Source organism: Pseudomonas sp. FW305-7 (genome assembly GCF_058786735.1).
This window is the reverse complement of sequence record NZ_JBYSZA010000004.1, coordinates 38861-63928: the sequence shown is the minus strand read 5'-3', so window position 1 is coordinate 63928 and position 25068 is coordinate 38861. Positions and strand designations below refer to the sequence as shown.

Sequence of the window (25068 nt, the reverse complement as noted above, 5' to 3'; positions counted from 1 at the left end):
CCGCTGCTATGTGCTTGATGCCCGTCAACAGCCGCTACCGGTGGGGGCCGTCGGTGAGCTGTTCATCGGCGGTGCCGGGGTGGCGAAGGGGTATCTGAATCAGCCGCAACTGAGCGAAGAGAAATTTCTTGCCGACCCGTTTGCCGACGCGCCGGATGCGCGGATGTATCGCACCGGTGACCTGGTCTGCTGGCTTGCCGACGGCACGTTGCAGTACCTGGGGCGCAATGATCAGCAAGTGAAAATTCGCGGCTATCGCATCGAACTGGGGGAGATCGAAACCCGCCTGAGCGCCTGTGCCGGGGTCCGCGATGCCGTGGTGCTGCTGCGCGAAGACGTGCCGGGCGATAAACGTCTGGTGGCGTGGTTCACCGCGCAGGACACTGCTCACGTGCCTGCGATCAGCGAGTTGCACGGGCAATTGCAAGGGCAGTTGCCCGACTACATGTTGCCCGCGGCCTATGTGCGACTGGACGTATGGCCACTGACGGCCAACGGCAAACTGGATCGCAAGGCATTGCCGGCACCCGATCAGGATGCCGTGCTCAGCCGGGAATTCGCAGCACCGCAAGGGGAAGTGGAAGTCGCGTTGGCGCAGATCTGGGCCGACCTGCTCAAGGTCGAGCGCATCGGTCGGTATGACCACTTCTTTGAACTGGGCGGGCATTCGTTGCTGGCGGTGAGCCTGATCGAGCGCATGCGTCAGCTCGGCCTCAGTGCCGATGTGCGCGTGCTGTTCAACCAGCCGACCCTCGCTGCATTGGCGGCGGCGGTGGGCAGCGGTCGCGAGATAGAGGTACCGGCCAACTTGATCCCGGCCGGATGCACGCACATCACTGCGGACATGCTGACCCTGACTGAACTCGATCAAGCCAGTATCGAGCGCATCGTCGCCACGGTGCCGGGCGGCGCGGCCAACGTGCAGGATATTTATCCGCTGGCGCCGTTGCAGGAAGGCATCCTCTATCACCACCTCAGCGCCGAACAGGGCGATCCGTACCTGCTGCAATCGCGTCTGGCATTCGACAGCCTCGAGCGTTTGCACCACTTCGCTGATGCTTTGCAGCAGGTCATCGTGCGTCACGACATTCTGCGCACCAGCGTGGTCTGGGAAGGCCTGCCGAGCGCTCACCAGGTGGTGTGGCGTCAGGCGCAACTGGTGGTGCGAGCGGTGCCGCTGGACCCGGCGCACGGCGATATTCTCGAACAGTTGCACCAGCGCTTCGACGCCCGACATCACCGCATCGATCTGACCCAGGCACCGTTGCTGCGCATCGTTTATGCCGAGGACCCGGCGCAGCAACGAGTAGTGGCGATTGTGCTGTTCCAGCACTTGATCCTCGATCACACCGCGATGGACGTGGTCGGTCAGGAAATGCGCGCGATCATGTTCAATCAGGCGCACACCCTGACAACGCCAATGCCGTATCGCAACTACGTGGCGCAGGCGCGTCTGGGTGCTGACGAGCAAGCGCACGAGGTGTTTTTCCGCGAAATGCTCGGCGCTATCGATGAACCGACGTTGCCGTTCGGCTTGCAGGATGTGCAGGGCGATGGCAGCGATATCGAAGAAGCCCTGCAAGCGGTCGATGCCGGTCTGAACGTGCGGTTGCGCGAGCAGGCCAGACAGTTGGGCGTCAGTCCGGCGAGCCTGATGCACCTGGCTTGGGCGCAGGTGCTGGGCGTGGTTTCGAATCGCCGTGATGTGGTGTTCGGCACCGTGTTGATGGGGCGTATGCAGGGCGGCGAGGGCGCGGATCGAACACTGGGCGTGTTTATCAACACCTTGCCTTTGCGCGTGGATGTCAGCGAAGGCGTGCGCGCTGGCGTCAAGCGCACCCACGCCCGGCTGACTGCGCTGCTGGGCCATGAACATGCATCACTGGCGCTGGCCCAGCGTTGCAGCGCGGTGTCCGCTTCGACGCCGTTGTTCAGCGCTTTGCTCAATTACCGCCACAGTGCCGCAGATTCCCAGGCACAAGAGGGGCAAGGAATCTGGGAAGGCGTGCGCCACCTGGGCGGTGAAGAGCGCAGCAATTACCCGCTGACCCTCAGCGTTGATGATCTCGGCGAGGGCTTTGCCCTGACGGTGCTGGCGGTCAGGCAGATCGGCGCGCCACGGATTTGCAGCTACATGCACACCGCGCTCGAACATCTGGTGACAGCGCTCGAGCAGGCGCCGCAACGTCCGCTGAACCGTTTACCGATTCTCTCGGTCGCGGAATACGAGCACCTGCTGGTCGGCTTCAACCAGCATTCAGCGGCGTATCCGCGTGGCGCGACGATCCATCGGTTGGTGGAGGCTCAGGCCGAGCAGCGGCCAGATGCTCTGGCAGTGGTCCAGGGCGCGCAGCAGTTAACCTACGCTCAGCTCAATCAGCGCGCCAATCGCCTGGCCCATCACTTGCTCGGCCTCGGCGTGCAGCCCGATGACCGCATCGCCGTGTGCCTGCGCCGCAGCCCGGACATGCTCGTGGCGTTGCTGGCGATCCTCAAGGCTGGCGCCGGTTACGTGCCGGTCGATCCGGCGTACCCGGCGCAGCGCATTGCCTATCTGTTGCAGGACAGCGATCCCGTGGCGGTGCTCGCACAGGCTTCGACCCGCGATCTGCTGGGGCGGATGCCGGTGATCGATCTGGACAACCCCACCTGGCAACACCTGTCCGAAGCCAATCCGCAACTGCCGACCCTGACGCCGGCGCATCTGGCCTATGTGATCTACACCTCCGGCTCAACCGGTGAGCCGAAAGGTGTAATGGTCGAGCACTCGACCTTGGAAAACCTTGTGCACTGGCACTGCGAGGCTTTCGATCTACAGGCCGGCAGCCACACCGCGAGTGTCGCTGGATTCGGTTTCGACGCGATGGCCTGGGAAATCTGGCCGGCGCTGTGTGTGGGCGCGACCCTGCACCTGCCGCCGCAGTCGATCAGCAACGAACACCTCGATGACTTGCTCGACTGGTGGCGCGCGCAGCCGTTGCAGGTGAGTTTCCTGCCGACGCCGGTGGCCGAATATGCCTTCAGTCGCGACCTCGGTCACCCGACTTTGCGCACGCTGTTGATCGGTGGCGACAAGTTGCGGCAATTCCCTCGCAATCAGACCTTCGCGGTGATCAACAACTATGGCCCGACCGAGGCGACGGTGGTCGCCACGTCTGGCGCGGTCGAGGCCGGGCAGACGCTGCATATCGGTCGGCCGATGGCCAACGCCAAGGTGTATCTGCTCGACGAGCAACAGCGGCCGGTGCCGGTCGGCGTTGCGGGTGAATTGTTCGTTGGCGGTGCCGGTGTGGCACGCGGTTATCTGAACCGGCCCGAGCTGAGTGCCGAACGCTTCCTCGAAGACCCGTTCAGCGACGAACCGCAGGCGCGCATGTACCGCACCGGCGACCTCGCACGCTGGCTGGGCGACGGCACTATCGAATACCTGGGGCGCAACGACGATCAGGTGAAACTGCGCGGTGTGCGCATCGAACTGGGCGAAATCGAAGCGGCGCTGAGCCGCCACGATGCGGTGCAGAATTGCGTGGTGTTGGTGCGTGACGGGCAACTTCTGGCGTGGTTCACCGGGCAGGTGAGCGTCGAGATCGAGGATTTGCGCAGTCATCTGCAAGCGCAGTTGCCGCCAGCGCTGGTGCCGGCAGCCTATGTGCGACTGGACAGCCTGCCGCTGACCGCCAACGGCAAACTTGATCGCAAAGCCTTGCCCGAGCCGGACCAAAGCGCTTGGCTCAGCCGCGAGTACGAAGCGCCGCAGGGCGCAGTCGAAACGACGTTGGCGCAGATTTGGTCTGACGTGCTGCAGGTCGAACAGGTCGGCCGTCACGACAATTTCTTCGAACTGGGCGGGCATTCATTGCTGGCGGTGACGCTGATCGAGCGCATGCGTCAGGCCGATCTGCGCACCGACGTGCGCGTCCTGTTCAGCCAGCCAACCCTGGCTGCGCTGGCCGCTGCGGTGGGCAGTGGCCGCGTGGTCGAAGTGCCGGCCAATCTGATTCCGGCCGATTGCACCCACATCACCCCGGACATGTTGCCGCTGGTGCAACTGGATCAGGCCAGCATCGAGCGCATCGTCGCCACGGTGCCGGGCGGCGCGGCGAATGTGCAGGACATTTATCCGTTGGCGCCATTGCAGGAAGGCATTCTTTATCACTACATCACCGCTGAACGCGGCGATCCGTACCTGCTGCAATCGCGTCTGGCGTTCGACTGCCTTGAACGGCTGCAAGCCTATGCCGACGCATTGCGTCAGGTCATGGCGCGCCACGACATCCTGCGCACCGGGGTGGTCTGGGAAGGGTTGACCGCGCCCGTGCAAGTGGTCTGGCGCGCAACTGAACTGCCGGTGCAGGAAATCGCGCTCGACCCGGCGGCGGGCGATGTGTTGTTGCAGTTGAATGAGCGTTTCGACGCGCGGCAGTTCCGTCTGGATATCAGCCAGGCGCCATTGACGCGTCTGGTGTATGCACAGGATCCGGTCAACGATCGGGTGGTGGCGATGCTGCTGTTCCATCACATCGTCATGGATCACACCGCGCTGGAAGTCGTGCAACAGGAAATGCTCGCGATTCTCTTGGGGCACGGCGAAGCGCCAATGCCGGCGGTGCCTTACCGCAACTATGTGGCCCAGACACGGCTGGGCATCAACCAGCAGGAACACGAAGCGTTTTTCCGCGAGATGCTGGGCGCCATCGACGAGCCGACGCTGCCATTCGGCATGCTCGATGTGCGGGGCGACGGCAATGACATTGAAGAAGTCCGCCAAAGCGTGCCCGAGGCATTGGCCATGCGCCTGCGCAGTCAGGCGCGGCAGTTGGGCGTGAGCGTTGCCAGCCTGTTCCATCTTGCATGGGCACAGGTGCTGGCGGCGACCTCGGGTCAGGAACGCGTGGTGTTTGGCACCGTGCTGCTGGGGCGGATGCAGGGTGGTAGCGGTGCTGATCGCGGCCTGGGGATGTTCATCAATACCTTGCCGATACGCGTGGATCTGGGTCAAACGCCAGTGCGTGCCGGTGTCAGGGCGACGCATGCGCAACTGACTGCATTGCTCGGCCACGAACATGCACCACTGGCGCTGGCCCAGCGTTGCAGTGGCGTGACCGGGTCATCGCCATTGTTCAGCGCCATGCTCAACTATCGCCACAGCGTCAGCGAGCAACAGCAGCAAGCCGCTCGCCTGAGCTGGCAAGGCATCGACAGCCTCTCCAGCGAAGAACGCACCAACTATCCGCTGAGTCTCAACGTCGATGACCTCGGTCAGGGCTTTTACCTCACGGTCATGACCCCTTCGAACATCGGCGCAACGCGGGTTTGCGGTTACATGCAGCGGGCCTTGTCGAGCCTGGCCGAAGCGTTGGAGCAATCACCGCAGGCGCCGCTGAACCATCTGCCGGTGTTGCCAGAGGCAGAGCGGCAGAAATTGCTGTGCGAATTCAACGTTACCGAAGTCGATTACGATCTTGAGCAAACGCTCCATGGTCTGTTCGAGGCGCAGGTACAACGTTCGCCACAGGCGCCGGCCGTGGCGACGGCAGCGCAACAGCTGAGCTATGCCGAACTGAACGCCCGGGCCAATCAACTGGCGCGACACCTGCGAGGCCTGGGCGTGCAGGCGGATTCGCGGGTGGCGATTTGCGTCGAACGCAGCCTCGATATGGTGGTCGGCCTGCTGGCCATTCTCAAGGCAGGCGGCGGCTATGTGCCGCTGGATCCGGCGTATCCGTTGGAACGTCTGGCCTACATGCTGCACGACAGCGCGCCAGTTGCGGTGCTGGTGCAGGGTTCGACTCGTGCGTTGCTGGGCGAGGTTGATGTGCCGATGATCGATCTCGATCAACCGCACTGGCAAGCGCAACCGATGGACAATCTGCCCGGCGCTGGATCGACCCCACAGCACACCGCGTATGTGATCTACACCTCCGGCTCGACCGGCCAGCCGAAAGGCGTGGTCAACGAGCACGCCGGGGTGGTCAACCGCTTGTTGTGGATGCAGGACGCTTACCCACTGACGGCGGCGGACACGGTGTTGCAGAAAACCCCGTTCAGTTTCGACGTGTCGGTGTGGGAGTTTTTCTGGCCGTTGATGACCGGTGCGCGCCTGGTCATGGCTCAGCCTGGCGGGCACAAGGACCCGCAATACCTCGCAAAAGTGATTGAGGCCGAGAACATCACCACGCTGCACTTTGTGCCGTCGATGCTCGACGTGTTCCTTGCCAACAGTGACACCGAACGCAGCAGGGGGCTGCGGCGGGTGATGTGCAGCGGTGAGGCGTTGCCGGGCAGTCTGGTGCGACGTTTCAAACTGCAATTGCCGGGCAGCGAGCTGCACAACCTGTACGGCCCGACCGAAGCGGCCGTCGACGTGACCGCGTGGAACTGCGCCGGGCCAATCGAGCAGACACCGGACAACACGCCCATCGGCAAACCGATTGCCAACACCCTTATGTACATCCTCGACGCCCAGCAACAACCGGTGCCGCAAGGCGTGATCGGCGAGTTGTACATCGGTGGCGTGCAGGTCGCCCGTGGCTACCTCAATCGCCCGCAACTGAATGCCGAACGCTTCCTCGACGATCCGTTCCGGCCCGACGGCCGGATGTACCGCACTGGTGATGTCGCCCGCTATCTGCCCGACGGCAACATCGAGTACCTGGGACGTAACGACGATCAGGTGAAAATCCGCGGCCTGCGTATCGAACTGGGTGAGATTCAGGCGCGCATGACCGCGATCGCCGGCGTGCAGGAAGCCGCGGTGCTGGCCCGTGAAGAGGTCCCGGGGGACAAGCGTCTGGTCGCGTATTACACCGGCGAACGTCTGGAAGTCGACGTGTTGCGCGGGCATCTGCTGGAGCATTTGCCCGATTACATGGTGCCTGCGGTGTTCGTGCATCTGCACGCGTTGCCGCTGAGCCCCAACGGCAAACTCGACCGCAAGGCCTTGCCGGCACCGGATCAGAGCGCGCTGAAAACCCGTGAATACGAAGCGCCGGTCGGTGAAGTCGAAATCATCCTCGCTCGTCTCTGGGCCGAGTTGCTCAACGTCGAGCGGGTAGGGCGGCACGACCATTTCTTTGAGCTGGGTGGTCACTCATTACTGGCGGTCAGCCTCATCGGCCGGTTACGTCAGGAAGGCATGGAAGCCGATGTCAGGGCGCTGTTCGAACAGCCGACCCTGGCCGGCTACGCCGCAATTACGGAAAGAATGGAGATCGTCCTGTGAATGTGATCGAACTGTTGGCAACCCTGAAAAGCAAAGACATTCAGTTGGCGGTCAGCGACGACCAGTTGCGCGTAAACGGCAACAAGCAGGCCTTGAGCGATCCGGCATTGCTGGCAGCGCTACGTGAGCACAAACCGGCGCTGATCGAACTGATCAAGGCCGGGCAATATTCGGCCACCAAGGCTGGCCAGATCGACGTGCCGGCCAACGGTATTGTCCCCGGCACCACGCGCATCACGCCGCAAATGCTGACCCTCACCGAAGTTGATCAAGCGACTATTGACCGCTTGATCGCTGACGTCCCCGGCGGCGCCGCCAATGTGCAGGATATCTATCCGCTGGCGCCGTTGCAGGAAGGCATTCTTTACCACCATGCGAGCAACGAGCAGGGCGATCCGTACGTCATGCAGTCGTACTTTGCGTTCAGCAATCGCCAGCGGTTACAGGCTTTTGCTCAGGCCTTGCAAACGGTGATCGATCGCCACGACATCCTGCGCACGGCAGTGCATTGGGAGGGGCTGGATACGCCGCTGCAAGTGGTCTGGCGCCAGGTGCAACTGCCCGTGGAAGAAGTGCAGCTCGACCACGACGGCGATGCCTTGCAACAACTTCACGAGCGTTTTGATGCGCGACATTTCCGTCTCGACGTTACTCGGGCACCGCTGATGCGTCTGGCGTACGCCTGGGATGAGGCCGGTCAACGGGTCGTGGCGACGTTGCTGTTCCATCACATGGCGCTGGATCACTCGGCGCTCGACGTGGTGCGGCACGAACTGCAAGTCTGTCTCACCGGCCAGCATGAATTGCTGGGGCGGCCAGTGCCGTTTCGCAATTACGTCGCGCAGGCACGGTTGGGCATCACAGAGGCCGAACATGAGGCGTTTTTCCGCGACATGCTTGGCGATATAACCGAGCCGACGCTGCCGTACGGCTTGCACGATGTGCAGGGCGACGGACTCGGCATCGCCGAACTGAGCCTGCCGATCAACCCGTTGCTGGGGCAGCGTTTGCGGGTGCAGGCGCGGCAGCTCGGCGTGAGTGTCGCGAGCCTGTTCCATCTCGGCTGGGCGCAGGTGCTGGCGGTGCTGACCGGCAAACCCAATGTGGTTTTCGGCACGGTGTTGATGGGGCGTATGCAAGGCGCCGAAGCCACCGAGCGCGCGCTGGGGATTTTCATCAATACCTTGCCGCTGCGGATCGATGTCGATGCGCAGGGCGTGCGTGCTGCGGTCGAAGCGACGCACAAACGCCTGACCACGTTGATGCGTCACGAACACGCGCCGCTGGCGTTGGCACAACGTTGCAGCGGTGTGGTCGCGCCCACGCCGTTGTTCAGTGCCTTGCTCAATTACCGCCACAGCCACACGGCGGCGACTGCCAGTGCCGAGACCCTCGCTGCGTGGGAAGGCATCAGCACCCTCAGCTCCGAAGAACGCACCAATTACCCGCTGACCCTGAGCGTCGATGATTTCGCTGATGCCTTCAGCCTGACTTTGCTGGCCACCACTGAGGTTGACCCGCAGCGTATCTGCGAGTACCTGCACTGCGCACTGGAAGGTCTGGTGCTGGCGCTGGAGCAAGCGCCGGACACTGCGCTCAACCAGCTGCCGATTCTGCCGGCGGCCGAGCGCGAACAAGTCTTGCTGGCGTTCAATGCCACCCACGCCGACTACCCGGCAACGCTGACCATCGCGCAACGTTTCGAGGCGCAAGTGGTGCAGCGGCCGGAAGCCGTGGCGGCGGTCTTTCTCGATAAGCCATTGAGTTATGCCGAGCTCAACCGGCAGGCCAATGCGCTGGCGTATCACTTGATCGAACTCGGGGTGAAACCCGATGATCGTGTCGCCATCGTCGCCCGGCGCGGCCTCGATACGCTGGTCGGGCTGCTGGCAATTCTCAAGGCGGGCGCCGGTTACGTGCCGATTGACCCGGCGCATCCGGCAGATCGTCTGCACTACTTGCTGAGTGACAGCGCCCCGGTTGTGATCCTCACCCAGAGCACTTTGCACCAGCGCTTGCCGGCGCTGAATGTGCCGGTGATCGACCTCGATCAGCGCGCCTGGCCGCTGGGCGTGACCGCTGATCCGCAGGTGCCGGGCCTGACCAGCGCGCACCTGGCGTACGTGATCTACACCTCCGGGTCCACCGGCTTGCCGAAAGGCGTGATGGTCGAACACCGCGCGCTGTCGAATCTGGTCGACTGGCATTGCACAGCGTTTGATCTGTGCGCCGGTCGCCACACGTCGAGCCTTGCCGGGTTCGGTTTCGACGCGATGGCGTGGGAAGTCTGGCCGGCGTTGTGTGCCGGCGCGACCCTGCATCTGGCACCGACTCACGAAGGCAGCGAAGACATCGATGCGCTGCTCGACTGGTGGCATGCGCAGCCGCTGGACGTGAGTTTCCTGCCGACGCCAGTGGCCGAATATGCCTTCAGCCAGAACCTTGAACACCCGACCTTGCGCACGTTGCTGATCGGTGGCGACCGCTTGCGGCAGTTCAGCCGCAACCAGCAATTCGACGTGATCAACAACTATGGCCCGACCGAAGCCACGGTGGTCGCCACCTCTGGCCGGATCGAGGCGGGTGATGCGCTGCACATCGGCAAACCGGTCGCCAATGCCACGGTGTATCTGCTCGATGAACAACAACGTCCGGTGCCGATTGGCGTTATGGGCGAGTTGTATGTCGGTGGTGCGGGTGTTGCGCGTGGCTATCTGAATCGTGCCGATCTGACGGCCGAGCGCTTCCTCGACGATCCATTCAGCAGCGCCGCAAATGCGCGCATGTATCGCACCGGGGACCTAGCCCGTTGGCGCGCCGACGGCACGATTGATTACCTGGGACGCAATGACGATCAGGTGAAAATCCGTGGCGTGCGCATCGAACTTGGCGAAATCGAGACCCGCCTCAACCAGTTGCCCGGCATCCAGGAAGCGGTGCTGCTGGCTCGCGAAGACGAGCCCGGCCAGCCGCGCCTGGTCGCCTATTTCACCGAGCAGGCGCAGGTCGAGCCGCTGGCCGTGGCCGAGTTGCGCGCGCACCTGTTGACGCAGTTGCCGGATTACATGGTGCCGGTGGCCTTCGTCAAACTCGACGCGTTGCCACTGACGGCCAATGGCAAGGTCGACCGCAAGGCACTGCCCAAGCCTGATCGTGCGGCGCTGTTCACCCGCGAATACGAGGCGCCACACAATGAGCTGGAAACCGCACTGGCACAGATCTGGGCACAAGTGCTACAGGTTGAGCGAGTCGGGCGTCAGGATCACTTTTTCGAACTCGGCGGCCATTCATTGCTGGCGATGCGCATGGTTTCCCAGGTTCGCCAACGCCTCGGGGTAGAACTGGCGCTGGGCGATCTGTTCGCCAACGCTGAACTGGCGGCGGTCGCCGCAGCGGTGGCGCGAGCCGGGCGCAGCACGCAACCGGAGATTGTGCCGGTGGCCCGTGACGGTGCTTTGCCGCTGTCGTTCGCCCAGCAACGTTTATGGTTTCTGGCGCAAATGGAAGGCGCCAACACCGCGTACAACATTCCCATCGGCCTGCGCCTGCGTGGCCAGCTGAACGAAGAGGCGCTGCAACAGGCGCTGGGTCGCATCGTCGCCCGCCACGAAACCCTGCGCAGCCGTTTCGCTCAGTTCAATGACGAACCACAGGTATTGATTGCCCCGGTCGACAGCGGTTTGCTGCTGCGCGTCGAAGATCTGCGGCAACACCCGCAACCTGAGAAAACCTTGTTGGCGCTGATTCAGGGCGAAGCTTCCGGGCCTTTCGATTTGCAGGACGACCCGCTGATTCGCGGGCGGCTGGTGCGTCTGGCCGATGATCACCATGTGCTGCTGCTGACCGTGCACCACATCATCTCCGATGGCTGGTCGATGGGGATTTTGACCCGTGAACTGATGGCGTTGTATCAGGCGTTCAGCCATGGCCAACCGGATCCGTTGCCGCCGCTGGCGCTGCAATACACCGATTACGCGGTGTGGCAGCGCCGCTGGCTCAGCGGTGAGGTGTTGCAGCGCCAGAGCGAATACTGGCAACAGACGCTAGCCGGCGCGCCGGCGCTGTTGATGCTGCCGACCGATCGACCCCGTCCGGCAGAACAGGATTTCGCCGGCAGCACCGTCGATGTGCTGCTCGACGAGCGTTTGAGTGCCGGCCTCAAAGCCCTGTCCCAGCGGCACGGCGTGACGATGTACATGCTGATGATCAGCGCATGGGCGAGCCTGCTGAGTCGTTTGTCCGGGCAGTCGGAAGTGGTCATCGGCTCGCCTGTCGCCAACCGTAACCGCGTCGAGATCGAGGGCTTGATCGGCATGTTCGTCAACACCCTCGCGCTGCGCATCGATACCTCCGGTGAGTTGAGCAGCGAGGCGTTGCTGGCGCGAGTCAAGGCGCAGACACTGGCGGCGCAGGCGCATCAGGATCTGCCGTTCGAGCAAGTGGTGGAAATCACCAAACCGCTGCGCAGCATGGCGCACAGCCCGTTGTTCCAGGTGATGTTCAGTTGGGAAAGCGACCACGGCACTGGCCTGAGCCTGGGTGATCTGACGCTGGAAAGCGTCGCCGAGCCGAGCCATTTTGCCAAATTCGATCTGTCGTTGACCCTGGCGGAGGCTGCGGACGGCATTCGCGGTTCGCTGGAATATGCCATTGCCTTGTTCGATGAGGTGACGATCCAGCGATATGTCGGTTATTTCCAGCGCTTGTTGCAAGCGATGGTCAGCAACGATCAAGCGGTGCTGGCGCAGGTCGAGTTGTTGGCGGACGAAGAGCGCCGGCATTTGCTGGTTGATCTGAACTCGACCGCCATCGAGCATGAACTTGAGCAGACTGTCCATGGCCGCTTCGAGGCGCAGGTCTTGCGCACGCCAGAGGCTGACGCCGTGGTGTGCGCTGAGTTGCGTTTGAGTTATGCCGAGTTGAACCGCCGCGCCAACCAGCTTGCGCATCATCTGCGCGAGTGCGGTGTGGGCAGCGATTCGCGGGTGGCGATCTGCGTCGAGCGCGGACCGCAATTGCTGGTCGGTTTGCTGGCCATTCTCAAGGCCGGCGGCGCTTATGTGCCGCTAGATCCGGGTTATCCCGCCGAGCGTCTGGCCTACATGCTCGAGGACAGCGCGCCGGTAGCCGTGCTGGTGCATTCGGCGACGCGTACGCTGATCGGCGAATCTGCGGCGGTGCTGATCGATTTCGACCAATGCACCTGGCACAACCTGCCGCAGAGCAATCCGCAGGTGCCAGACCTGAGCGCTGCGAATCTGGCGTATGTGATTTACACCTCAGGCTCCACCGGCACCCCGAAAGGCGTGATGGTCGAGCACCGCAACCTGAGCAATCTGCTGCACTGGAGCGCCAGCCTGTGTCCGCTTTCAACCGGCGCCGCGCTGTTGCAGAAAACCCCATTCAGCTTCGACGCTTCGGTTTGGGAGCTGTTCTGGCCGTTGACCACGGGCATGAGTCTGGTCCTCGCCAGCCCCGACGGGCACCGCGACCCGGCGGCGCTGGTGCAGCTCATTCGCGAGCAACAGGTCAATGTCGTTCAGTTTGTGCCGGCGCTGTTGCAGCAGTTCCTCGAAGTCGAGGATGTCGGCGAATGCAGCAGCCTGACCGATCTGTTCTGTGGTGGCGGCGAGTTGACCGCCGCGTTGGTGCGCAGCGTGCGCGTGCGCCTGCCGCACGTTCGCCTGCATAACGTCTATGGCCCGACCGAGGCCACCGTCGACAGCACCGTGTGGACGCTGGAGCCGAATACGCCGGTACCGGAAGCCGCGCCACCAATCGGCAAACCGCTGTGCAATACCCGCGTGTACATCCTTGATGCTTACCAGCAACCGGTGCCCTTCGGTGTCGTCGGTGAGATGTATCTCGGTGGTGTGCAGGTGGCGCGGGGTTATCTGAATCGGCCCGAGCTGACAGGCGAACGCTTCCTCAACGACCCGTTCAGCGAGCAAGCGGACGCGCGCATGTACCGCACTGGCGACGTCGCGCGATATCTCGCCGACGGCAATATCGAATACCTGGGGCGCAATGACGATCAGGTCAAGATCCGTGGTTTGCGCATCGAACTCGGCGAGATTCAGGCGCATCTGGCGCAGGTCGACGGCGTGCGCGAAGCCGCCGTGCTGGCCCGTGAAGACGTCCCGGGCGATCAGCGGCTGGTGGCGTACTACAGCGGCGAGCCCTTGCAGATCGAGCAGTTGCGCAGCGAATTGCTCACGCATCTGCCGGACTACATGGTGCCCGCTGTGTTCGTGCATCTGGAAGCCTTGCCGCTGAGCCCCAACGGCAAACTGGACCGCAAAGCCTTGCCGGTACCGGACCAGACGGCGCTGCTGAAGCGCGAGTACGAAGCCCCGGTCGGTGAAGTCGAAACAGTGATTGCCGGGCTCTGGGCCGAGCTGTTGAAGGTCGAGCGGGTAGGGCGCCACGACCACTTCTTTGAACTGGGCGGGCATTCGTTGATGGCGGTTAATCTGGTCGCACGCATGCGCCGGGCCGGCCTGTCGGCGGATATTCGCGTGCTGTTCGGCCAGCCTACCCTGGCGGCGCTGGCCGCAGCCGCGGGCGGAGAACCTGAAGCGGCTGTCCCGGCCAATCTCATTCCGCCGGACTGCACGCACATCACTCCTGAGTTGCTGCCGCTGATCGCGCTGGATCAGGCGACCATCGACAGAATCGTGGCGAGCGTCCCCGGTGGTGCCCTGAATGTTCAGGATATCTATCCGCTGGCACCGTTGCAGACCGGGATTCTGTTCCATCATCTGGCGGCGGCTCAGGGCGATCCGTATGTTCTGCAAGCGCAGTTTGCCTTCGCCGATGAGCAGCGTTTGCAGGCATTTGTCGCGGCGCTGCAACGGGTGATCGAACGCCATGACATTCTGCGCACATCGCTGTTCTGGGAAGGCCTGGAACAGCCGGTGCAAGTGGTCTGGCGTCAGGCTTCGCTGAGCTGTGAGGCGCAGGAACTTGACGCTGATTCGGCTGACGCGCTGAGTCAATTGCGCGCGCGCTTCACCGTCGATCAATACCGCATGCCCGTCACCGAAGCACCGCTGATGCGCGTGGTGCACAGCCGCGATGCAGGTAACCAGCGCGTGGTCGCGTTGCTGCTGTTCCATCATCTGGTGATGGATCACGTCGCGCTTGAAGTGCTGCAACACGAGATGCAGGCGTTTCTGCTGGGTCAGCCACAGCATCTGAGCGAGCCGGTGCCGTACCGCAATTACGTGGCGCACACCCGTTCCGGGTTGAGCGAGCAGGATCACCAGGACTTCTTCCGCGAAATGCTCGGCAATATCGATGAACCGACCTTGCCGTACGGCCAGCACTTGGCGGACGACGGACCTGCGCAAGAGGCACAACTGACGCTGCAAAGCACACTCAGCCACAGCGTGCGTCAGCAGGCACGGCGCCTGGGTGTCAGCGCGGCCAGCCTGATGCACCTCGCCTGGGCGCAGGTGCTGGGGCAACTGTCCGGCCGCGAAGCCGTGGTGTTCGGCACGGTTTTACTCGGCCGATTGCAGGGCGGTGAAGGTTCAGAGCGAGCGCTCGGGGTGTTCATCAACACCCTGCCGCTGTGCATCGAACTGAACGGACACAGCGTCAAAGGCGCCGCACTGGCGACCCATAAACGCCTGAGTCAGTTATTGGCCCATGAGCATGCGCAATTGGCGCAGGTACAACAATGCAGCGCGATGCCGTCGGGTACGCCGCTGTTCAGCGCATTGCTCAATTATCGTCACAGCGCACCGCTCGGGCCGATCTCCACCGAGGCGCAAGCAGCATGGCAGGGGATGCAGTTGCTTGAGGCCGAGGAGCACACCAACTATCGCCTGACCCTCAGCGTGGATGACCTCGGCGAGGATTTCAGCCTCAAGGTCTTGGCCGCTGCCGGCATCGATGCGCAGCGGATCTGCGGATACATGCAAAATGCTTTGGGTGCATTGCTCGATACGCTGGAACACACGCCGCACGTGGGTTTTGATCGCTTGTCAGTGGTGCCTGCCGCAGAGCGGCATCAGTTATTGGTCGAGCTTAATGCAACGGCACGTGAATACCCGCAATCGCTGACAGTGCACGGTCTGTTCGAGCGCCAAGCCGTAGCGCACGCACAAGCTGTGGCAGCGGTGCATGGTGAGCAATCGTTGAGTTACTTTGAGTTGAACACCCGGGCCAACCAGTTGGCCCATCACCTGATCGCGCAAGGCGTGCAACCGGGCAGCCATGTGGCAATCCTGCTGCCGCGTTCGCTGGACCTGCTGATCGCGCAACTGGCGATTGCCAAGTGCGCGGCGGCCTACGTGCCGCTGGACATCAATGCGCCAAGCGAACGTCAGGCATTCATGGTTGAAGACTGCCAGGCAGTGGCGCTGTTGACCCTGAGCCGCGAAGTGATCGACTACGCCGCGCCGCGCATCGATCTCGACAGGCTGACACTCAGCGGGCAACCGACGCACAACCCGAACCTGGTGCAATCCTCGGAATCGCTGGCGTACATCATGTACACCTCCGGCTCCACCGGTACGCCGAAAGGCGTGATGGTGCCGCACCGTGGCATCGGCCGCTTGGTGATCAACAACGGTTACGCCGATTTCAATCCGCAGGATCGCGTGGTGTTCGCCTCGAACCCGGCGTTCGACGCCAGCACCATGGACATCTGGGGGCCGCTGTTGAACGGCGGGCGAGTGGTGGTCATCGATCATCAGACCCTGCTTGATCCGAATGCTTTCGGCCGAGAACTGAGCAGATCCGGGGCGACGATCCTGTTCGTCACCACGGCGCTGTTCAACCAGTACGTGCAACTGATTCCGCAGGCGCTCAAAGGCCTGCGCATTCTGTTGTGCGGCGGTGAGCGCGGCGATCCGGCAGCGTTCCGCCGGCTGCTGGCCGAGGCGCCAGCGTTACGCATCGTGCATTGCTACGGCCCGACCGAAACCACCACTTACGCGACAACGTTTGCCGTGCATGACGTCGCGGAAAACGCCGAAAGCGTGCCGATTGGCGGTCCGATTTCCAATACTCAGGTGTACGTGCTCGACGCCCATCAGCAACCGGTACCCATGGGCGTGACCGGAGAGTTGTACATCGGCGGGCAAGGGGTGGCGCTGGGCTATTTGAATCGGCCGGAGCTGACCGCCGAGAAATTCCTTCATGACCCGTTCAGCGACAGACCCGGCGCGCTGCTGTATCGCACCGGCGACCTCGTACGCTGGCTGGCGCCGGGGCAACTCGATTGCATCGGGCGCAATGACGATCAGGTGAAAATCCGTGGTTTCCGCATCGAGCTGGGCGAAATCGAAAACCGTCTGTTGAACTGCCCGGGCATCAAGGAAGCGGTGGTGCTGGCGCGCCGCGATGGCCAGGAGAACGCACGACTGGTGGCGTATTACACGGTGACTGGCGACAGTCTCGACAGCGCGGATCTGCACGCTCAGTTGCAAGTACTGCTGCCGGAATACATGGTGCCGACGGCGTGGGTGCAACTCGATGTGCTGCCGCTGAACAACAACGGCAAGGTTGATCGTAAAGCCTTACCCAAGCCTGATGATGCTGCGTTACTTATCCGTGAGTACACGGCGCCGCAGGGCGAGTTGGAAAGCGTTCTGGCGCAAATCTGGATTGAAGTGCTACAGGTCGAGCAGGTCGGCCGTCACGATCACTTCTTTGAATTGGGCGGCCATTCGTTGCTGGCGATGCGCATGGTCTCGCTGGTACGTCAGCGCCTCGGTGTCGAGCTTGCGCTGAGCGATCTGTTTGCCGATGCGCAATTGCACGCCGTGGCCGCGACGCTGAGTCGCGCCGGACGCAGCACGCTGCCGGAAATACTCCCGGCGCCGCGTGATCAAGCGTTGCCCCTGTCTTTCGCCCAACAACGCCTGTGGTTTTTGGCGCAGATGCAGGGTGGCAACTCGGCGTACAACATCCCCATCGGCCTGCGTCTGCGCGGCCGTCTCGACGCCGATGCGCTGCAATGGGCGTTGACGCGGATCGTTGCTCGTCACGAAACCTTGCGCAGCCGTTTCGTCAGCATCGACGACACCGCGCAGGTGTCGATTGCGCCGGTCGGCAGCGATTTGCTGCTGCGCGTTGAAGACCTGCGCCAACACCCGCAAGCCGAGCCTGCCTTGCAGACATTGATGACGCAGGAGGCCTCGGCCGCATTCGATCTGCAAACCGATGCACTGATTCGCGGACGGCTGGTGCGTCTGGCCGACGATCACCATGTGCTGTTGTTGACCGTGCATCACATCGTCGCCGACGGTTGGTCAATGGGCGTGCTGACTCGCGAGCTGATGGCGCTGTATCAAGCGTTCAGCCATGGCGAGGCAGATCCGTTGCCGCCGCTGGCTTTGCAATACGGCGACTATGCCGTGTGGCAACGGCGCTGGCTCAGTGGCGAGGTACTGCAGCGGCAAAGCGATTACTGGCAGCAGACCCTCGCCGGTGCGCCCGCGCTGTTGACCCTGCCGACCGATCGGCCGCGCCCGGCGCAACAGGATTACACCGGCGGCAACGTCGAAGTGTTGTTGGACGCGCGCTTGAGTGCAGCGCTCAAGGCCTTGAGCCAGCGTCATGGGGTGACCTTGTTCATGACCATGACCGGCGCCTGGGCGCTGTTGATGAGTCGTCTGTCCGGGCAGTCCGATGTGGTGATCGGCTCACCGGTGGCCAACCGTACCCGTGCCGAGATCGAAGGGTTGATCGGCATGTTCGTCAACACCCTCGCGTTGCGTATCGACACCTCGGGCGAACCGAACGTCGAAGCGCTGTTGGCGCAGGTCAAGGCGCGAACGCTTGAGGCTCAGGGGCATCAGGACCTGCCATTCGAGCAGGTGGTGGAAATTGTCCGGCCGGTGCGCAGTCTGGCACACAGCCCGTTGTTCCAGACCACGTTGAGTTGGGACAGCAGCGTCGGGCCGCGTCTGGTCCTCGGCGATCTGTCGCTGGAAGGTGTGGCCGGGATGGACGATGTCGCCAAATTCGACCTGACCCTGACGCTGGGGGAGGTCAACGGGGTGATTCGTGGTTCGCTGAACTACGCCACGGCGTTGTTCGACGAATCGACGATCCAGCGCTATGTCGACTATTTCCAGCGGCTGCTGGAAGCGATGGTCGGCGCTGATCACACCGTACTGGAACAGGTGCCGCTGCTGGCGCCGGATGAGCGTCAACGCCTGTTGACGGATTTCAACGCCACGGCGCGTGAATATCCGCAGACGCTGACCGTGCACGGGATTTTCCAGCAGCAGGTCGCGGCGCATCCGAAAGCTGTCGCAGCGGTGCATGGTGCGCACTCGCTGAGCTACTTTGAACTGAACGCGCAGGCCAATCGCCTGGCCCATCATCTGATCGGCCAAGGCGTGCAACCGGGCGATCATGTGGCGATCCTGTTGCCACGCTCGCTGGAATTGCTGGTCGCGCAACTGGCGATTGCCAAGTGCGCGGCAGCCTACGTGCCGCTGGACATCAACGCGCCGAGCGAGCGTCAGGCGTTCATGGTCGAGGATTGTCGGGCGGTGGCATTGCTGACGCTGAGCAGCGAAGGCATCGACTACCCGGCGTCGCGTATCGACCTGGACAGGCTGAAGCTCAGCGGGCAGCCGACGCATAACCCGAACCTGTTGCAGTCATCTGAATCGCTGGCGTACATCATGTACACCTCCGGCTCCACCGGTACGCCGAAAGGCGTGATGGTGCCGCACCGTGGCATCGGCCGCTTGGTGATCAACAACGGTTATGCCGATTTCAATCCGCAGGACCGCGTTGTGTTCGCCTCGAACCCGGCGTTCGATGCCAGCACCATGGACATCTGGGGGCCGTTGCTCAACGGCGGGCGAGTGGTGGTCATCGATCATCAAACCTTGCTTGATCCGAATGCTTTCGGCCGAGAACTGAGCAGCTCCGGGGCGACGATCCTGTTCCTCACCACCGCGCTGTTCAACCAGTACGTGCAACTGATCCCGCAGGCGCTCAAAGGCTTGCGCATTCTGTTGTGCGGCGGTGAGCGCGGCGATCCGACCGCGTTCCGCCGAATGCTGGCCGAGGCGCCAGCGTTGCGCATCTTGAATTGCTACGGCCCGACCGAAACCACCACTTTCGCCACGAGCTTCGAAGTCGGTGAAGTGGCCGAAAATGCTGAAAGCGTGCCGATTGGCGGGCCGATCGCCAACACTCAGGTGTACGTGCTCGACGCTCATCAGCAACCTGTGCCGATGGGCGTGACCGGCGAGCTGTGCATTGGCGGGCAGGGTGTGGCGCTGGGTTACTTGAACCGGCCGGAGCTGACTGCGGAAAAATTCCTCCGTGATCCTTTCAGCGACACGCCCGGCGCACTGTTGTATCGCACCGGCGACCTCGCGCGCTGGATAGCGCCGGGGCAACTCGATTGCCTCGGGCGCAATGACGATCAGGTGAAAATCCGTGGTTTCCGCATCGAGCTGGGCGAAATCGAAAACCGCCTGCTGAACTGCCCGGGCATCAAGGAAGCGGTGGTGCTGGCGCGCCGCGATGGCCAGGAAACCACGCGTCTGGTGGCGTACTACACCGCTCACGACGAGGCGCTGGACAGTGCCGATCTGCACGCGCAGTTGCAGGCGCGCCTGCCGGAATACATGGTGCCGACGGCGTGGGTGCGGCTCGACGTATTGCCGCTGAACAACAATGGCAAGGTCGACCGCAAGGCGCTGCCGGCACCGACGCAGGAGGCGATGCTCAGTCGAATCTACGAGGCCCCGGCCAATCCACTGGAAGCAAGCCTCGCCGCCGTCTGGTCCGAGGTGTTGCAGGTCGGGCAGGTCGGCCGGCACGACAACTTTTTCGAACTCGGCGGTCATTCGCTGTTGGCGATGCGCATGTTGTCCCAGGTGCGTCAGCAAATGGGTGTGGAACTGGCGTTGGCCGATCTGTTCGCCAACCCGCAACTGGCCGCCGTCGCCGAAGTCCTCAGTCGTGCCGGCCGCAGCACGCTGCCGGATATTGTGCCGGCACCACGTGATCAAGCGCTGCCGCTATCGTTTGCCCAGCAACGTCTGTGGTTCCTCGCACAGATGGGCGGTGGCAACTCGGCGTACAACATACCGGTGGGTCTGCGTCTGCGCGGGCGCCTCGATGAAGACGCCTTGCAACGGGCGCTGGCGCGAATCGTCGCCCGCCATGAAACCCTGCGCAGCCGCTTCACCCCGCACAACGATCAGGCACAAGTGCTGATCCTGCCGGTCGACACCGGTCTGTTGCTGCAAGTCGCAGATTTGCGTGCGCATCCGCAAGCCGACGAGGCGTTGCAGCAACTGAGCGAAGCCGAAGCGTGCGCGCCTTTCAACCTGGAGCATGATCCACTGGTGCGCGGCCGACTGGTGCGTCTGGCCGACGATCACCACGTGCTGTTGCTGACCATGCACCACATCATCTCCGACGGCTGGTCGATGGGCGTGCTGACTCGCGAGCTGATGGCGCTGTATCAGGCGTTCAGCCGTGGTGAAGCCGATCCGCTGCCACCGCTGGCTCTGCAATACACCGACTACGCGGTGTGGCAGCGCCGCTGGCTCAGCGGTGAAGTGTTGCAGCGTCAGTGTGATTACTGGCAACAGAACCTCGCCGGCGCTCCGGCTTTGTTGAGCCTGCCGACCGACCGTCCGCGTCCGGCGCAGCAGGATTACAGCGGCGGCAGTGTCGAAGTACAGCTGGACGAGCAAACCAGCGCCGGCCTCAAGGCGCTGTGCCAGCGACGCGCCGTCACGCCATACATGGTGATCATGAGCACATGGGCGATATTGCTCGCGCGCTTGTCCGGCCAGTCCGACGTGGTGATCGGCTCGCCGGTGGCCAACCGTACCCGCGCAGAGATCGAAGGTTTGATCGGCATGTTCGTCAACACCCTGGCACTACGCATCGACACGTCCGGCGAGCTGAGCGGTGAGGCGCTGCTGGCGCGGGTCAAGGCGCAGACCCTGCAAGCCCAGGCGCATCAGGATTTGCCGTTCGAACAAGTGGTGGAAATCACCAGACCGGTCCGCAGCCTGTCCCACAGCGCGTTGTTCCAGACCCTGTTGAGCTGGAACAACAACGACGGCCCAAGCCTGACCCTCGGCGACATGACGCTCGAAGGCGTCGCCAGCCCAAGCCACTTTGTCAAATTCGACCTGTCGTTGACCCTCGGCGACTATCCGGGCGGGATTCGCGGTGCGCTGAACTACGCCACGGCGCTGTTCGACGAGGCGACGATCCAGCGCTTTGTCGGGTACTTCCAGCGACTGCTGGCGGCGCTGGTCAGCGATGATCAAACGGTACTGGAACACCTGCCGTTGCCGGCGCCGGAGGAGCTTCAGCGATTGCTGGTCGAGTACAACGCGACCGAAGCCGATTGTCCGCTGGAGCAGCCGCTTCAGGCGTTGTTCGAAGCGCAGGTTCGACGTAAACCGGGCGCCGTTGCCGTGCAATCCGAGCAAGGCTCCCTGACTTATCAAGCGCTCAATGCGCGCGCCAACCGACTGGCTCATCATCTGCGCGAAATCGGTGTACGGCCGGACACGCGCGTGGCGATCTGCGTCGAGCGCGGGCCGGATCTGGTGGTCGGTCTGCTCGCCATTCTCAAGGCGGGCGGGGCCTATGTACCGCTGGATCCGGGTTATCCGGCCGAGCGTCTGGCCTACATGCTCAAGGACAGCGCACCGGTAGCGGTGCTGGTGCAATCGGCTACCCGCTCGTTGTTGGCAACGTCTGCGGTCGCGCTGATCGACCTTGATCGCAGCACCTGGCAGCACCAGGCCGAACACGATCCGCAGGTGCCAGGCCTGAGTGCGTCCAGCCTTGCCTACATGATCTACACCTCCGGCTCCACCGGCCTGCCGAAAGGCGTGATGATCGAGCACCGCAGCGCCTGCAACATGGTGCATTGGGGTTCGCAGATCAGTCCGCCCACCGAGCACGGTGCGCTGCTGCAAAAGGCGCCGTTCAGCTTCGACAGCTCGGTGTGGGAGATCTTCTGGCCACTGTGTTCCGGCCTGCGTCTGGTGCTGGCACGACCTGACGGCAACCGCGACTCGGCTTATGTAGTGCAGGCGATTCGCGAGCATCAGGTCAGCGTGGTCAAGTTCGTTCCGGCGTTGCTCCAGCATTTCATCGAGCAGGACGATGTTGACCAGTGCACCAGCCTCACCGATGTGCTCAATGGTGGCGGCGAACTCAGCGCGGCGCTGGCCCGTCAGGTGCGTCAGCGCATGCCGTGGGTGCGTTTGCACAACGTCTACGGGCCGACCGAAACCACCGTCGACAGCAGCGGCTGGACGCTGGAGCCGGGTAGTCCGGTGCCGGACAGCGTGGTGCCGATCGGCAAGGGACTGAGCAACACGCGCCTGTATGTCCTCGATGCCCACGATCAGCCAGTGCCGCTGGGCGTCAGTGGTCAGTTGCACATCGGTGGCGTGGGCGTGGCGCGCGGCTATCACGGACTGCCCGAGATGCAGGCCGAGCGCTTCATCGACAGCCCGTTTGTGCCGGGTGACCGGCTGTACCGCACCGGCGATCTGGTGCGCTACAACAACGACGGCGACCTCGAATTCCTCGGCCGCAACGACTTCCAGATCAAGCTGCGTGGCTTGCGCCTGGAACCGGGTGAAATCGAAGCTCGGCTGATCGAGCACCCGGCGATCCACCAAGCAGTGGTCATGGTGCGCGACGAGCGCCTGGTCGCCTGGTACACCGTGCGTGCCGGCGTTGCCGCGCCAGATCTGGAAGTGTTGCGCGCCCATATGCTGGAGCGATTGCCGGAGTACATGGTGCCCGGGGCTTACGTGCTGCTCGACGCTCTGCCGCTGACGCCCAATGACAAGGTTGATCGCAAGGCGCTGCCTGAACCGGGGGTGGATGCGCTCATCACCCGTCCGTACGTGGCGCCGCAAGGCGAAGTCGAAACGGCATTGGCGCGAATCTGGGCGCAAGTGCTTGGCGTTGAGCAGGTCGGGCGTCACGACAACTTCTTCGAGTTGGGCGGGCACTCGCTGTTGGCGGTGCGTCTGGTCAATCTGATGCAGCGAGCAGGCTTGCCAGTGTCGCTGGCGCAGTTGTTCCAGCACCCGAGCGTCGAATCCGCCGCTGCGCTGCTGAATCAGCGCCGCGACGTTGCCGGACAGCCCGAAGGACTGGTCGTGGTGCGCGCCGGGGATCACGGTACGCCGCTGTTTCTGATGCACGAGTTCAGCGGTCGCGAGGTGTATTTTCCGGCACTGGCCATGCACATCGGCGGAGAATTCCCGATTTACGGTTTGCCCGGTGTGCCACTCGGCGAGCCGCAACTGCGCACGATCGAGTGCATGGCCCGGCGTCTGGTCGGGATCATCCGTTCGGTACAGCCGCACGGGCCATATCGTCTGGCGGGATGGTCATTCGGCGGGGTGTTGGCCCTTGAAGTTGCCCAGCAATTGCTTGGCCTTGATGAGCCGGTTGCGTTCATCGGCATGCTCGACAGCTACGCGCCCAACCCACTGGCTCAGAACAAGGCGATGTGGAGCGGTGAAGGGCTGGACAAGCGCCAGTTGCTGGGCCATTGCCGGGGGTGTTCGATGATGCTCGGTGCAGAGGGGCAAACGGCGCTGGCGCGTGTGCAGGCGCTGGAGGCTGAAGTCGGGCAACTGGATTTCAATGAGCTGTTCCAGCGTTGCCTGGCGCAGCAACTGACGGATCCGGAACTGGCGACCGTCAGCACCGCCGATGCCAGACACTACTTTGAGCGCGAAGCCGCGCATCGACTGGCATTGGCGCATTACCGGGTCAGCCCGGCCAGCCAGACAATCCATCTGTTCCGCGCGCAGGAATTGATGGACGGGCAATCGGTGCCGAGTCCGACGCGCGGATGGGAGGAACGTTTTGCCAGCGCAATGCTGCGTTGTATCGATATCCCTGGCGATCACCGCACGATGATGAAAAACCCGCACATCCAGGCCCTCGGACAAGCCATCAGCCAGGCGCTGGAAGCTGCCGTGGCGCCGGAACCTGCGCTGTATCAGCCACTGCTGACCATTCAGACCGGGCACGTCGGGCATGCGCCGATCTTTTGTGTGCCGGGGGCGGGGGACAGCGTGACCGGGTTCATTCACCTGACCGAAGCGCTCGGTCCGGAATGGCCGATCATCGGCCTGCAACCGCGAGGTCTGGATGGCAGCAGTGTTCCGCACAGTCAGGTGGAGGCGGCTGCCGCGTTTTATTTGCAGGCGATCGAGCAGGTTTATCCGCAGGGGCCCGTGCACCTGATCGGCCACTCGTTCGGCGGTTGGGTGGCGCACGCCATGGCGGCGCAGTTGCAGGCTGCCGGGCGTGCAGTGGCGTCGCTGACGTTGATCGACAGTGAGGCGCCCGGCGGCGACGGCACGGCTGGTAAACCGTATACGGCGACGGCTGCGCTGGAGCGTCTGATCGAAACGCTGCAATTGTCCAGCGGCAAGTCCCTGGGGATTGACCCGCTGACCTTTGCCAATGCCGATGACACGACGCAGATGCGTCTTCTGCATGCCGGCATGGTGAGCGCCGGGGTGCTTTCGGAAAAGGCTGCGGCAGACGCCATGCACGGCCCGGTGCGGACCTTCGCCACGGCGTTGCGCACGGTCTATCAACCGACACTCGCCTACCACGGGCCGGTCAGGCTGGTGCTGGTCGACGACCCGACGCTGGACGCCTGGGGCAATCAGCGCGAGCAGGCCGCGATCCTGGAAGGCTGGCAGCGTCAGGTCAACGATCTGGCGGTGTGGTACGGGCCGGGCAACCACTTCACGATTCTCAAGGCGCCCAACGTCTTCAGTCTCGCGGCGTGGTGGCATGACGGCCTGTCGGTGCCGGTCAACGAAACGCTGTCCTGA

2 protein-coding genes (1 of these 2 running past the window's edge) are annotated in these 25068 nt (G+C 63.1%); both read left to right on the top strand.

Annotation, left to right across the window (positions count from 1 at the left end; all coding sequences use genetic code 11):
- Nucleotides 1-7222 carry the 3' portion of a non-ribosomal peptide synthetase gene (locus AC3WMT_RS07220; protein WP_103303535.1) on the top strand. It extends 5834 nt beyond the left edge of the window, so 7222 of the gene's 13056 nt are visible here — the last part of the coding sequence; its start codon lies beyond the left edge, outside the window; its stop codon occupies nt 7220-7222.
- On the top strand, nt 7219-25068 hold the full coding sequence (locus tag AC3WMT_RS07215) for a non-ribosomal peptide synthase/polyketide synthase (RefSeq protein WP_103303536.1): 17850 nt from the start codon (nt 7219-7221) through the stop codon (nt 25066-25068). The genes AC3WMT_RS07220 and AC3WMT_RS07215 overlap by 4 nt, the downstream gene beginning before the upstream one ends.